The following is a 14281-nucleotide window of genomic DNA, read 5'->3' as shown; positions in this document are numbered from 1 at the left end:
AAAATTCAATGAAGAACGTCCAGTTAGTTTCCTTTTGAAAGAACGAGAAAGGTGTTTAGGAGTTCTTTCCTTCGCTTCTTTTCGATGTCTTCTTCGTCAAAGCTCATTGGTTTTGAATTAACTTCAAATAATATTAATCCACCCGTTCGTTTAGGTGCTAAATCTATTGAAAATTCGCCAATATATCCATACGCTTTCGCTAATTCATTCCCGCACCAGTTTGCAATTTCTGTCAGTTGACTCTTAATATTTTGAGAAGCTACTTTTTTTAATGGAACAATTTTTCCTCCTGCAGGTACATGTGTTGTGATATCCTGCCTTCCAGAGACCCTAACGCCGATACCTGTTACAATAAATTCCCGACCATTGTGTTGAACGAGTATGCGATAATCAAAGCGATGTCCGTTATAGGTTTCACATTTTATTGCTTCTTGCATTATCCTATTATTTTGAATAAACCAAAGAGAGTACGCTTGAATAAATCGGTCTATCGAAGAAAACTTTTCAATTTTTTTAATACTTTTACATGTAATGGTTCCATCACTGCATAACTCAATCACCTTGATACCTTTTCCTTGTGAAGAGCTAACAGGTTTTACATAGATAACCTCATTTGCTTTTAAAAAATCGATAAACCGAGCTGTTTCACTAATCAATTCAGTTTTTGGGAGCAGACTTTTTAAATTGGGATTGGCTGATAATACACTATACACTTCCCATTTATTGAAGAAATGTGGATTAAAGAAAATGATATTATGATGCTTAATAAATTGTAAAAGCTTTTTATATTCTTGACTTAATTCATCTTGTCGAGCTGGTACTCTATTATAAATGACATTAGGAATGGGAAAATGGCATTTTACCCATTTTTTTGTTTGTTCATGATAAATAATTCCTGCTATACCGTCATCGAGAATATCGTCTGGACAAAATACAAATGCTGCAGCGCCACTGTTTTGTAAATCCTCCTGAATGGATCGGAATAAAGAAAAATTGCCTTTATATTTATTTTTTTCTTTACGGCTTGCGAGTATGCCGATAAGTGGGATAGAATGGCAATTCTTAATGACAAAGCTATAGTGAGATAGTTGGTCTTGTTTATTTAGTAAAAAAGAATCTTTCCCAAAAGAGATAACAGATTCTGTTCCTTCACTATGATAAAAAATTCTTTTTTTCGCATCATACTGAAGCTTCATTTCACCATTTCCCCTGGATGTAGAAGGGCTTTCTGTGATAAATAGGCGCCAAAAGATAATGCAAGTTTTCGTGTTAATAAATCCGATTGTTTTAGTTGCGGATGAGCAAAAATTGATCTTCCAGGTTTGGAGTTTGCTTCAAACATCCATACTTTTTCATTCTGATCAATACCTAAATCAAATCCGATTTCACCAATGAACCCATCTATATTTTGATCGATTGCAGTGGAAAGTGTAAGGGCCGCACTTTTTAATCTTTCTTCATATATTTTACTTTCTTCTAGTGAAAATAACTCATTCAGACTTTTCACTTCGCCACCGCTTCTCACATGGGTTGTGACACTTCCCGCACCAGCTACTTTGGCTGCAATCGCACTCACTTGCCAGCTCCCATTTTCATCTTTATTTGTATGGACTCTAAAATCGATGGGGCGGTGATCTTTATGAAGAAGTGGTATTCCTTGTTGAACGAGCATTTTCTCTAATTGTTTTTTACGGAAAACCTTATTGATCAACTGCTCCAATGTGGAAAATTTCCATAATCGTTTTTTTTCATCCCGATCTGTAAAGCGGCAATAATACTCCCCTAGATTAGGGTTATACGTTATTTTGTGAATACCATTCCCGAGGCTTCCATTTTTTGGTTTGAGAAATACATGACCATAAGATGCAAGCATTCTTTCTATTTCTTCAAAAGACTGAAAGGAATTGGTTTCTGGAAGATATCTATTTACCTTTTCATCAAACTCCAATCTTTCAAACAGATCCATCTTATTAAAGAAACCTGGATTATACCAGGGGATTCCGTATTGTGTTTGCAATTTTTCTTTTATTTCATTGTATGTTTTCTTTTTCTCACTTCTCCTGTTTGGGAGACGGTCATAGATGACGCTTGGAAATGGAACGGTGACTGTTTCCCAGTTATTTTTAAAATAAAACAATCCTCTTATTAACCCGTTTTCCCAGTCAATATGCTTTTCGCCAAAAACAAAAGGAATGACACCTAGTGCAGACTGTACCGATAAAAGCTTACTAAAAAAAGAAGAACGTTCCCCTATCGGATTTAAGCGAAAAGACGTAAAACCAGCGGTGAAAATACCAATTAATGGCCCTAGGTATACTCGGTCATCATTAATAATGAAAGAAATGGTTTCTAATTTGGAAGGGAAATGCAGTTCTTCACAAAGTTTAGAACTTATACCTATAACGTTTCTTCCGTTAGGATGACTATTACAACTAGCGGTAGCATATTTTGAGCCTAAACTGACTTGATGGAGGCTATCCGCATTCAATGGGACGCTGGATGGTAAATATAATAAACACTCATCATCTAGGAATCTTTCAATCTTATAGGTTTTCAACATTAAAAATCACCCCTATCTATTGTTGAATATCTTGTTGTGAAAAGATGTTCGCAATACTTGAGTGGTGCATGATATAATGCATCGAGTTTATGGGGGGAGAGCGATTGAACTAGTTTTCTTCCTGGCTTTGAATTCATATCTAAAATCCAGAGGGAATTATCTTCAGAAATAATGAAATCAACGCCAATTTCAAAAAGTGGTGCAAACTCCTTTTCTAAAAGCGATGGCATAAGTTCAAGAATTTCGTCTAGTTCTGTTTCGATATAATCCCATTGAAAGTGACTGAGTTCCTTTTTCCATTTGTTGACCGTAATGACAGTTGAACCGGCGCTTATATTAGTGAGTATCCCATCTTTAGCTCCTAATCGAATTCCTCGTTCGACCGTGTGCCAATTTCCATTTTGATCTTTTTGTAGTAATACTCTTAAATCAAATGGTCTCCCGTTGTTTGTTAAATTAGTTAATCGTTTTTGCACGATGAATGTGTGATTTTTTATTAACTGGTCTACCCATTGAATAAATGCAGATTTGTACTTGAAAGGACGATGGATGACATTACTTTTTTTCGTGGTCCTTACAACAATCCCGTCCGTTGTTATCGATAAATGATAAACAGCAAATCCATGGGCACCGTCGATTGGTTTCATAATTAAGTCTTTTTCCTTAACAAGCACTTCTAACAACTGTTCACCACTTTCGACTAGTTCTGTGGCTACAATATAGGAGGATAGAGGAGACCCCTTTAACGTTTGATACTGACGCCACTTGTCTGGGAGACCATAACCAAGGAAAGCGACTTCTGGTTTGTTTTTAAGCCATTGAACAATTGCTTTTGCTTGTTTAGAGGTGAAATCCTTTGTATAAAATGTTCTGTCATAAATAAACTCTGGTATTTCGAATGCTTCTTTGCACCATTCCACTTTTTCCTTATCGAAGTAATACCCTTCAACGATTTCATTCGTAGGAGAGATGTCATGAGGAGAGAACAAATAGAGATCGATATTATACTCGATTGATTTTTCTCCAATGCCTTGATAATAGGACGAAATGGTCTCTGGGGTTAACGACATTATCCCGAGCGTTGCATTCATAGGTGCGTGCTCCTTTCTATCCAAAGATTTTTACTATATTCATATAATGCCTTTACAGAAGGGCGAACTCCTTTAATCTCGGAGTAGGCTTGTTTGGAAGGCTTCGAATTCACTTCAATAATCCAAGGTTTCCCGCTTTTGTCTATTCCGATATCAATTCCAACTTCTGCAAGTACCGTCGAACTGCTTTCACTGAGTGTTCTTGCTGTCTCTAAAGCAAGCTCTTTAATTACACTAAAAACTTTCTCGCCACTTTGTTTTGAAAATAAATGAGATAGTACTGCAAGCGGCTTAAGTATTTCACCCCCACGGTCAAGGTTGGAAACAAATTGATTATCAGCTGCAATTCTCGCCACACTTGAAACGATCATCCAATTGTGTACTTTATTTAGATGACAAAGAATCCGGAAATCTAACTGTTTATCCTTGAAACAGCAAAAAGGGATTGTTTCTTGTATGATATAGGAGCCGCTTTCGCACCAAGTATTAATTTGTGTATTGGCATCTTGTAAAGATGAGATCGTGAGGGGGCTCTTTGAATGAAATGAGTTTTGATAGATTTTATAGTGATTTTCTTTCTGTTGCATTCGGATAATTTTTTTACCTTGACTGCCTTGATCTTCTTTAATAAAGATATCTTTATGTTTCGTTACCATACTACTTAGTTCTTGAAGACCGGTTCTTGTTTCAGGAAGATAGGCTTTTAGCTGGTTTTCTTGTGCTAACAGGTCATAAACTTCCGATTTTTTTAGGAAAAATTCATTGAAGATGTGCACACCTTTATTTTTCCAATAGTTCAAAGCTTGTTTATAGGAGCTATGTTTTTCTAATTTTCTAGAGTGAATTCGGTTGTAAAAAACATCAGGAGTAATGATGGAAGACAGGCCCCACTTATTTTCTTCTTCATTGTAAAAATACCCTTCAAGTTCTCCTTTAAGAAAAGAAGAAGCTGGTATAATAAAAAAATGTCCTCCTTGCTGTTTATACCATGCCACACATTCTTTACTAAAAGTGTGTAAAGAACGTAAAGAAGTATCAAGCACAATCATGGCGGTAAACGGACCAAACGAGAATAAATTATGATATTCTACGTATTGGAGAAGAATAGAATCAAGCTTAATTGTTTCAGGGAATGCTGTATGTGTCGTTTCAATTGTGCAGTAATTTTCAGTCCTAATTTCACTAACTTCAGCATCAAACATGATTGGACCTAGTTTAATTGTTACTGCAGGTTTTATCGGACCTGACAAATTTTCTACGATACTATGTGGTAAATATAATGTGTTTGTATTATTTTTTGATTGCCGAATGACTAGCGAGCAAGTATCAATCATATTATTCCCCTCGTTTGCACAACCCGTAATAATAATTCTATAATAAGTAGTTGGGCTAATGCTGATATTGCATTGTATGTAGAAGTATGAAAAATGTTCTAAATGAAGAAAAGAGGGTATTTATATGACAGAAAGTTTACTGTTAATCCTATTCATGGTCATTATTGGAGCAGCAATTGGAGGAGTAACAAATTCACTAGCAATTAAAATGCTGTTCAGACCATATAAGGCTTACTATATTGGAAAATGGAAAGTCCCATTTACGCCAGGACTGATCCCAAAACGAAGAAGTGAATTAGCGGAGCAACTCGGAAAAATGGTTGTTGAGCATCTTCTCACACCAGAAAGCTTACAAAATAAACTTCTGAATGCTGATTTTAAAAAAGATCTTTCTAGATGGCTCGAGGAAGAAACAGAGCCCATTTTTCAATCAGAAAAGTCTGTAGAAGAATGGATGAAAACCTTCCATCTACCAATCTCATCGGAGCGGATAAATAGTGTTATGGACGATTGGATTGAAACAAAAGCTCTGGAATGGAAAAATCATTATTCTTCTTATTCAATAGGGGAAGCACTACCAGAAAAGTGGCAGGAAAAAGTTGAGACAAAAATACCAGTACTTGTTGATTGGATTGCAAATAAAGCAGAACAATACTTTGACAGTCCAGAAGGAAAAGCAAAAGTGAAGACAATGATTGATGATTTCCTAAAAGGAAGAGGAACGCTTGGAAACATGATAGGTATGTTTTTAGGGAACACTTCGGTAGCGGATAAAGTTCAACCGGAAATTATAAAATTTATTAAACATGAAGGAACACAAGAGATTCTCTATAACCTTCTTACAAAGGAATGGGAAAAACTTAAAAATAAAAAATTAGAAGAAGTGTTAGAAAAGCTGCCTGAAAGAGAAATAATCCTCTCTCTTCAAAACGCAGTGAAAAATACTGTGAAAGTAGAAGAACAGTTATCGAAACCGTTGAACCAATGGGTAGCTCCTTACAAAAAGCAATTTCTTGAAAATGTTCTTCCATCCTGGGTAGACTTGGGAATCAATTTACTTTCAAGCAAAGTAGCGAATTTGATGGAAAAGCTTCATTTGCAACAAATTGTTCAGGAACAAGTAAATTCCTTCTCAACAGAACGTTTGGAACAATTGGTACTAGGTATTTCCCGCCGAGAATTTAAAATGATTACGTATTTAGGGGCATTACTCGGTGGAATTATTGGTTTAATTCAAGGAGGAATCGTGCAGCTTCTTTCTTAACAGAATAAATTCCTTTCGTAAGGGAATAGGGGAACTTCCTAGAATTTAGCTACATAGTTTGTTATAGTGGGTAGAGAAACAAGAGTTAATCACTAGGAGGTACTATTTTGGCAGTAAATTTATATGATCAAGCAAATGAACTTGAAAGAGCATTAAGAGAGAGCGATGAGTTTTTACAACTAAAAAAAATGTATGATGAAGTAAACAGCGACGAATCATCACAAAAAATGTTTGAAAACTTTAGAGACATTCAACTACGTCTTCAACAAAAGCAAATGAACGGCGAAGAAATTGCACAAGAAGAAGTAGAACAAGCTCAAAAAACTGCAACACTTGTACAACAACACGAAAAGATCTCCAAACTAATGGAAGCAGAGCAACGTATGAGCATGGTTATCAATGACTTGAATAAAGTCATTATGAAGCCATTAGAAGATCTTTACGGTTCTATGGAAAAAAAATAATAGAATTTTTTACAGGAGTCATCTAACTTAATTGGATGGCTCCTTTTAATATAGAAACAATTTTAATAGTATCAACCATAGTTCAAAATTGTCATATTTGTACACATCCCCTCATAAAAGTAAAACATAAGTGGAAAGTCAGCTTGGTTAGCTTTAATTGTAGTTGCTTAAGAAAGCAGAGTAACGAGCTTGCTGGCACACTTGCACAAATTTTTGCCGCTGAAACGAGAACTGGGGGGACATCAATGATATATCGCATGCTGGCACTCAATATTGACGGTACAATAGTAAATGAACAAGGTAAGATAACGAAAGAAGTGAAGGAAGCAATAGAGTATGTAAAAGACAAAGGAGTACATGTGACATTAGTGACTAGTCGTAGTTTTCCTTCTGCAAAAAAAGTAGCAAAAGCATTAAAAATAGATGCTCCAATTGTAACGCATCAAGGAGCTTTTATAGCTGCCGATATGGATGAACCGATATACGTTAATAAAATATCAGAAAATGTAACATATGAAGTTGTACAGTTTCTGGAAAGGTTTACAGCAAGAATCCACATTGTTCATGAAAACTTTTCTGTAATGAATAAGTCCAACGCCAATTCTAAAGCATTAGGGAAAATGACGTGGCAGAGAGAATCTCGCTTCATCTATAGTAAACAATTTGTTGATGTAGTAAGTGACTATTTGCTCGAAAATCCAGTTTCAACACCTAAAATTGAGGTAGAACTGGAAACTAGCAAAGATGTCGAAGATTTACAACTCGCATTGACTGGCATGTATGATGAAGTGGATGTAATTAAAACTTCACCAACAAAGGTTGATATTGTTCCAAAAGGTGTATCGAAATTAAGAGGCCTTCTCTATTTATCTGAAAAACTCGGATTAAAAAAGGAACAAATTGCGATGGTCGGTACAGGGTTGGATGATAAGGATATTTTGGAATGGTGCGGGCTCGGAGCTGCGATGGGGAATTCATCTAATGAAGTGAAAAAATCAGCTGATTGGATTACAAGAGCTGGTGAGCAACATGGTCTTGTGTATTTTATAATGGAACTTTTCCGGAAACAACAACCTATCGAGTTTCTGAAAAAAATGAATGTTATTAAATAGAATATACGAAACTGGTACCTTACTTTGGTGCCAGTCTTTTTATTTGGCTCTTTTCGTAAAGTTTGTTGCTTTTTAACGAAAAACTAAGTTTAACCTACTGAGTTGATTCTCGCTGCGGGCACTTGACTCCTGCGGGAAGAGAGGGAAGTGGGAGACCCAACAGGCGAAGCCGAATGTCTAGCTCCAGCGGCTAGCTCGCTGTGAAAAAGATAAAATCCCCAAAAGGCAAAGGATGCCTTTAGGGAATTTTCCTATTTTCTTCACGAGCTGACCAAGCCGCTTCCGCTTTTCTAAGAGGCTCCCATTCCTCCCCGAGGAGTCTTGTGCCCGTAGCGGAAATCAACGGGCTCAATTTATAAGTGAAAACAACAATCTATGAGAAAAGAGCCTTTTATTTTATAGGAAACCAAAAGTTGCTCCAGCACCTAGTCTTCCTGAGGTCATTTTTCTGAGAGATTTGTGTCACTTTTCAGTCTTTTCTACACTCCGCTTTACCTTCAACTAGTCATTTTCCTTATATTGACCGAATGGAGTCGATTTTGTACACTTAACAAAGTGTAGAAGACAAGTAGAAAGGTGATACGAAATTGATAATTGAAATAACAGGGATCGCAGATGAGCGTTTTCAACGACCCCTTAAACTAATAGCGGATCTATTTTATGAAGAAACGAAAGTTGTTCTTAAACCAATTGAAGTCAGCGATATAAAAGTTGAAATAGAGCTTTCAGTAGAAGAAAAGATAATGTCTAAAGCGAATTTGACAGCATCGTCTACGACGGAGGTTTTCACTGCCCAGTATGAAAAAGAATGGGAACAATTCGAGACAGAAAAAGAACGATTTAGGCAGATAAAAATGGCTGTCTCACATGTGTATTTAAGTGTACTCCAAGATCTTACGGGAATACGTCAAAAATGGGGGATACTGACTGGGATAAGGCCGACAAAACTCCTTCACAAAATGCTAAGAGAAGGAATGGATAAGGCGTTAGCGCATAAGAAATTAAAAGAAGAATATTTAATTACAGACGAAAAAATTCAATTAATGCAAAGTATTGTTGATCGACAATTAGCAGTTATTCCTGATTTGTATGACCTTCAAGAGGAAGTCAGCATCTATATTGGGATTCCCTTTTGTCCGACAAAGTGTGCTTACTGTACGTTCCCAGCTTATGCAATACAAGGAAAACAAGGGCGTGTTGATTCCTTTCTCGCCGGTCTTCACTATGAAATCCAGGAGATGGGACGTTGGATAAAAGAAAAGGGTATTAAAATTACGACGATTTACTTTGGCGGAGGAACACCAACTTCCATCACAGCAGAAGAAATGGATGCACTTTATGATGAAATGTACCAATCCTTCCCAGATGTTAAGTCTGTAAGAGAAGTGACGGTGGAAGCTGGTCGACCAGATACAATTACTCGAGAAAAATTGGAAGTACTAAATAAATGGAATATCGACCGTATTTCTATCAATCCACAATCATATATTCAAGAAACGCTGAAGGCAATTGGGCGACACCATACAGTCGAGGAAACAATTGAAAAGTTTTATATGGCTAAAGAGATGAAAATGAATAATATTAATATGGATTTGATTATTGGGCTACCAGGAGAAGAAGTTCCCGAATTCGCTTATACACTGGAAGAAACGGAAAAGTTGATGCCCGAGTCACTAACGGTTCATACACTTTCCTTTAAGCGTGCTTCAGAAATGACCCAAAATAAGGAGAAATACAAGGTAGCAAATAGAACGGAAATAGAAAAGATGATGAACCTTGCTGAATCGTGGACAAGTGAGCATGGCTATGCTCCATATTATTTATATCGGCAAAAGAACATACTTGGTAATTTAGAAAATGTCGGATATGCATTGCCTGGCCAAGATAGCATGTATAATATCCTCATTATGGAAGAGGTTCAAACGATTATCGGAATCGGCTGTGGGGCTGCCAGTAAATTTATTCATCCTAAAACAGGAAAAATAACACAGTTTTCCAATCCGAAAGAACCAAATGCCTATAATTTGACTTTTAAAGAGTATACAGAAAAGAAAATCGATATTTTGGAGGAGTTATTTTTCTCTTGACCTGAAATCATAGGACGGATGATAAGTACTTTTACTTATCATCCGTTTTTTAGGATTCCCCAAAAGTCTGTTTTTCTGAGGTTTTTAATATATAGAAGGTATTTTTAATCATAAACAAGAATAATATAGTACAGGCTAAAAGTCTTATAATTTTTCTTACATTAACAGTTAGTAATCCTCCACAGATGGAAGCTTCACTTATCAATCATCCCTGAATTTAACCTGGTATAAACTATCGAAATAGCAAAATCGATAGTTATATAAAAAAGGCTGTTTTCTAAAAGATTGTTGCTTTTAACAACATGGAAAACGTAGAGTGGATTGGAGCTGCAGGCACTTGACTTCCTCCTTGAGGAGTCTAGTGCCTACAGCGGAAAGGAACGGTCCATTATTTATTTTCAAAAACAGCAAGGTTTACCAAAGCAGCCTAAAAATGAAAATGTTTTCGATGGGAGAGATGTACAATGATGCAAACACCCTTGCTTCTGACTCAAATGATAGAAAGAGCCGAAAAGTATTTTCCAAAAAAAGAAATTGTCTCGAGGACAGAAAGTGGTATCCAGCGATTTACTTACAAACAATGGGGAGAAAGAACCCGCCGATTAGCAAGTGCACTAGAAAAACTAGGGGTTAGAGAAGGGGATAAAGTTGGTACATTAGCATGGAATCACCACCGCCACTTAGAAGCTTATTTTGCAATCCCTTGTAGTGGTGCTGTTCTTCATACGATTAATATCCGATTATCTCCTCAACATGTATCCTATATCGTAAATAATGCGGAGGATAAGGTGCTTTTGATAGATTCTGATGTTCTCCCGCTTGTTGAAAGTATAAAAGACGAATTAACAACTGTTAAAGCTTTCGTTATTATGACAGATAAAGAGAAATTACCAGAAACGACATTAACACCCGTTTATCACTATGAAGAATTAGTAGCAGAAGGAGATCCATCTTTTGCCTTTCGCACGGATTTAGATGAAAACGCGCCTGCAGGTATGTGCTATACAAGTGCAACGACAGGCAATCCGAAAGGTGTTATTTACTCGCACAGAGGAACGGTCCTTCATACTATGGCACTTGGGTTAGTTGATACAGCAGGAGTAAGTGAAAAAGACACTGCTCTTCCAGTTGTGCCGATGTTTCATGTAAATGCATGGGGACTTCCGTTTGCGGCTGTATGGTTTGGGACGAAGCAAGTATTACCAGGTCCTTATTTCACTCCAAAAATATTAGCGGAATTGATGCAGGAAGAAAAGGTTACGATTTCTGCAGGCGTGCCAACAATTTGGCTAGGTTTATTGAAAGAGTTAGAACAAAATAAATACGATTTATCTAGCTTGCGTTATTTATTATGTGGAGGGTCCGCTGCTCCAAGAGGAATGATTAAAACATTCGAGGAAAAGTATAATATTCCGTTTAGGCATGGTTATGGTATGACGGAAACAAGCCCCTTAACAAATATTTCCACGACAAAAAGTTATCAAGAAAATCTAAGTAAAGAGGAGAAACTAGATTTAAAAGCAAAGCAGGGAATACTTGCCCCTTGTCTGGAAATGAAAGTTATAGGGAAAGAAGGGGAAGTAAAATGGGACGGTAAAGAAATGGGAGAACTTGCTCTTCGGGGACCATGGATTGCTTCAGAATATTTTAAAGATGAGAGAACAAAAGATGCTTTTCGTGATGGTTGGCTTTACACTGGAGACGTAGTAACAGTGGATGAAGAAGGCAACATCAAAATTGTCGACCGGACGAAAGATTTAATCAAATCAGGTGGGGAGTGGATCTCATCTGTTGATTTGGAAAATGCCCTAATGGCACATGAGGGCATTTTTGAAGCCGCTGTTGTCGCTGTTCCGAGTGAACAATGGCAAGAACGTCCAGTAGCATGTGTTGTACTAAAAGATGAAATGAAAGAGAGTGTAACAAAAGAGGAAATTTACGAATTTTTAAAACCACAGTTTGCCAAATGGTGGCTACCAGATGAAATCTTATTCCTTAATGAAATCCCTAAAACTTCTGTAGGAAAGTTTTTAAAACGGGCGTTGCGTGAAGAAATTAAAGAGAAGATTAAATAAGTAAGAGTTTGGGTTTTGAGAAGGAGCAGCGGAAAGGGGGCTGCTCCTTTTATTTGTCCCCGGAACACAAAAAGGGAAATGTTCCAGGAACAAAAAAAGGGAAATGTTCCTGGCACAAACAAAAAGGCACATTACTGTGTAAAGAAATTCTCGGTAAAATAAGGCTGTGCTTTTTCGTTAAATGCTAAACCGACACCGAGAAATTCGTATTCTGGTTTTAAAATGTTTTTTCTATGTCCAAGCGAGTTCATTAGTCCTTCATGTGCAAAAATGCTGCTCACTTGGCCATATGCAAGATTTTCTCCTGCGATAGAGAAGAGAATATTATCTTCTTGCATTCGATCAAATGGCGATTGTCCTTCAAGATTAGTATGATCGAAATAATTATTTACAGCCATATCTTTACTATGACCCCTAGCTGTAACTTTCACTTCTTCATCCCAGCCTAATATTCCGAGACCATGCTGAATTCTTGCTGCATTCGTTAAATCAAATAGTTGATATTCAAAGCCTTTTTTCAAAGCTTCGTTTGATTCTGTGTAATATTGCTTTTTATTTTGCTCTAACTCTTCGGCAATAAGTTGAATCGCCGTTACTTGATTATTTTGATGTTTATCATAAAAGATTGTTACATAGCTATTGTCTAGGTGAAATAAATCAGATTCACCGTTTGATTGAAGTTGATAGGAAATCAACCCTTTTCGAATTGCTGTTAATGGTTCTCCTAATTCCGTACGAACGACCTCTTTTGGACTCCCTAATTTAATTCCATTTGGAGAAGCGATTAAATCTTGATTCGTATATAATCCGGCAACTTTATTGTTTTCATCATAGGCTAACATAACAAAATTATGATAGTGCTCGTGATATGTATGCCATTTTACCCCATATTCATTTTGCGTGGAACGATTAGGGCTTCCAAGTTTCTGCTCAACAGTTTCCTTCTTATCGCCGATTTCGATATTGTAAACGGAAAATAATTGTTTATCTGGAGTATTCAAATCTGGTTTTGCAACAAGATCAGACTCTTCTTGTTGTTTAGGAGGGGAATCATCAATTGCTTGGTTTAGCTGCCTCTTTAGTTGAGTGAATTCCGTTTGTAATTTCTCCATTAGTGCAATAATCTCAGGATTTTCCCTTACTTTATCTATATTAGTTTGTACAGTATTTATCGCTGATTGTATTTTTGGATTGTCAATTTTTGTTTCTATGATCGGTAAGGATACATATAGTAAAAATAATAAAAGAAGTAAAGAAAGAAATTTTCTCAATGTTTATCCTCCATTCCTACTACCATTGTACCCAAAGAACATCGAATGGAAAATTAAAAATATTGTTTTTAGTAAGTAATAACGAAGATCTCCGCTAAATATTTTAACTATTCAATAAAATTATTCCTTCTTAGCATGAAATACGATATGCTAGAGGGAGGGGAGGGATTACATTGACAGTTTCCAATTCTTATCAAACGATCAAAGTACATAAGGAAGGAAAAGTAGCTCGAATTAAGCTAAATCGACCACAGTCATTGAATGCTTTAGATGTAGGGTTGATGACGGAGTTGCTTCAGGTATTAAAAGAGATTAAGGATGATTCTTCTATTAGTATGCTTGTATTAACAGGTGAAGGAAGAGGTTTTTCTTCAGGAGGAGATATTAAGTCTATGCTTGCTTCAAGTACGGAGGATCAGTTTTCTGAAATTATGGATATGATCTCTGAACTTGTCATGACTCTTTATACGTTGCCAAAAGTTGTTATTTCCGGTGTACATGGAGCGGCAGCCGGTTTAGGGTTTAGTTTAACGCTCGCATCCGATTATATTATTTGTGAAGAGGATAGTAAGCTTGCGATGAATTTTATTGGAATTGCACTTATCCCTGATGGTGGCAGTCACTTCCTACTACAAGAAAAGTTAGGTACAGGAAAAGCCAAAAGGCTAATCTGGAATGGAAAAGTGATGGATGGACAAGAAGCGTTGATGAAGGGGTTAGTGGATGAGGTAGTACCGTCAGGAAAATTAAGTGAAGGAATCGAGAGATATATTAATACATGTTTAAGTAAGCCAGTGCAAGCAATGTTAAAAACGAAAGAAATATATGCGGAATTAAATAAAGAAAGGCTCGAGAAGGCCTTACAATTAGAAAAAGAAGGCCAAAGGAGAATGCGACGAACAGCAGACCACCAAGAGGGAATTAAAGCGTTTATTGAAAAAAGAAAACCAAGCTTTAAAGGGGAATAGACCTTAGGGTTAACGGAATATAGATGAAAATAGCAAAGGGATTGACTTAGTAGGT

The 14281-nt window shown here is 36.6% G+C and carries 11 protein-coding genes; 6 read left to right on the top strand and 5 right to left on the bottom strand.

The genetic code is table 11. The annotated features are described in order from the left end of the window. Positions 1-23: 23 nt before the first annotated feature. From ACFSUL_RS09965 to ACFSUL_RS09950, 4 genes are read right to left on the bottom strand one after another with little or no spacing between them, the layout of a single operon-like run. A complete protein-coding gene (locus ACFSUL_RS09965; RefSeq protein ID WP_377934955.1) occupies positions 24-1196 on the bottom strand; it encodes a YheC/YheD family endospore coat-associated protein in 1173 nt (390 codons plus the stop codon). Beyond that, positions 1193-2560, bottom strand: a complete 1368-nt coding sequence (locus ACFSUL_RS09960) for a YheC/YheD family endospore coat-associated protein (RefSeq protein WP_377934953.1) — start codon at positions 2558-2560, stop codon at positions 1193-1195. Before ACFSUL_RS09960 ends, ACFSUL_RS09965 begins: the two co-directional genes overlap by 4 nt. Beyond that, positions 2560-3651, bottom strand: coding sequence for a YheC/YheD family endospore coat-associated protein (locus tag ACFSUL_RS09955; protein ID WP_377934951.1), 1092 nt, complete (start codon positions 3649-3651; stop codon positions 2560-2562). Before ACFSUL_RS09955 ends, ACFSUL_RS09960 begins: the two co-directional genes overlap by 1 nt. After that, positions 3648-4985: a YheC/YheD family endospore coat-associated protein gene (locus tag ACFSUL_RS09950; protein ID WP_377934949.1), complete on the bottom strand. Its 1338-nt coding sequence runs from the start codon at positions 4983-4985 to the stop codon at positions 3648-3650. The genes ACFSUL_RS09955 and ACFSUL_RS09950 overlap by 4 nt, the downstream gene beginning before the upstream one ends. A 124-nt stretch (positions 4986-5109) precedes the next feature. Here ACFSUL_RS09950 and ACFSUL_RS09945 point away from each other — a divergent pair, with 124 nt between their 5' ends. The 5 genes from ACFSUL_RS09945 (at position 5110) to ACFSUL_RS09925 (ending at position 11987) form a co-directional block, all read left to right on the top strand. Beyond that, positions 5110-6249, top strand: a complete 1140-nt coding sequence (locus ACFSUL_RS09945; RefSeq protein ID WP_377934947.1) for a DUF445 domain-containing protein — start codon at positions 5110-5112, stop codon at positions 6247-6249. Between the two features lie 107 nt (positions 6250-6356). Next, complete coding sequence (locus ACFSUL_RS09940) at positions 6357-6713, top strand: YlbF family regulator (protein ID WP_377934945.1); 357 nt, start codon at positions 6357-6359, stop codon at positions 6711-6713. Positions 6714-6958: 245 nt separating this feature from the next. Next, positions 6959-7825: a Cof-type HAD-IIB family hydrolase gene (locus ACFSUL_RS09935; protein ID WP_377934943.1), complete on the top strand. Its 867-nt coding sequence runs from the start codon at positions 6959-6961 to the stop codon at positions 7823-7825. A 587-nt stretch (positions 7826-8412) separates the two neighbouring features. Then, positions 8413-9912 (top strand): coproporphyrinogen III oxidase, encoded by a 1500-nt coding sequence (locus ACFSUL_RS09930; protein ID WP_377934941.1) that lies wholly within the window; start codon positions 8413-8415, stop codon positions 9910-9912. Positions 9913-10376: 464 nt separating this feature from the next. Then, positions 10377-11987 (top strand): long-chain fatty acid--CoA ligase, encoded by a 1611-nt coding sequence (locus ACFSUL_RS09925; protein WP_377934939.1) that lies wholly within the window; start codon positions 10377-10379, stop codon positions 11985-11987. A gap of 131 nt (positions 11988-12118) precedes the next feature. Here ACFSUL_RS09925 and ACFSUL_RS09920 read toward each other — a convergent pair whose 3' ends face one another. After that, positions 12119-13258 carry a CAP domain-containing protein gene (locus ACFSUL_RS09920; RefSeq protein ID WP_377934937.1) on the bottom strand — a complete coding sequence of 380 codons (1140 nt, stop codon included), beginning with the start codon at positions 13256-13258 and terminating at the stop codon, positions 12119-12121. A 173-nt stretch (positions 13259-13431) separates the two neighbouring features. Between ACFSUL_RS09920 and ACFSUL_RS09915 the strand changes: the two genes are divergently transcribed. Next, positions 13432-14226 (top strand): enoyl-CoA hydratase, encoded by a 795-nt coding sequence (locus tag ACFSUL_RS09915; RefSeq protein WP_377934935.1) that lies wholly within the window; start codon positions 13432-13434, stop codon positions 14224-14226. Positions 14227-14281 lie beyond the last annotated feature (55 nt).

The sequence above is a fragment of the Bacillus seohaeanensis genome (genome assembly GCF_042684945.1).
GTDB classification, from domain to species: Bacteria; Bacillota; Bacilli; order Bacillales; family Bacillaceae_B; genus Rossellomorea; species Rossellomorea seohaeanensis.
Note: the sequence above shows the minus strand (reverse complement) of the source record. Positions and strands in the feature narration are given on the sequence as shown.

Bases quoted from the DNA above. Each gene is read 5' to 3' on its own strand.
- ACFSUL_RS09965 (WP_377934955.1), bottom strand. From the start codon at position 1,196: ATGAAGCTTCAGTATGATGCGAAAAAAAGAATTTTTTATCATAGTGAA.
- ACFSUL_RS09960 (WP_377934953.1), bottom strand. From the start codon at position 2,560: ATGTTGAAAACCTATAAGATTGAAAGATTCCTAGATGATGAGTGTTTA.
- ACFSUL_RS09955 (WP_377934951.1), bottom strand. From the start codon at position 3,651: ATGAATGCAACGCTCGGGATAATGTCGTTAACCCCAGAGACCATTTCG.
- ACFSUL_RS09950 (WP_377934949.1), bottom strand. From the start codon at position 4,985: ATGATTGATACTTGCTCGCTAGTCATTCGGCAATCAAAAAATAATACA.
- ACFSUL_RS09945 (WP_377934947.1), top strand. From the start codon at position 5,110: ATGACAGAAAGTTTACTGTTAATCCTATTCATGGTCATTATTGGAGCA.
- ACFSUL_RS09935 (WP_377934943.1), top strand. From the start codon at position 6,959: ATGATATATCGCATGCTGGCACTCAATATTGACGGTACAATAGTAAAT.
- ACFSUL_RS09925 (WP_377934939.1), top strand. From the start codon at position 10,377: ATGATGCAAACACCCTTGCTTCTGACTCAAATGATAGAAAGAGCCGAA.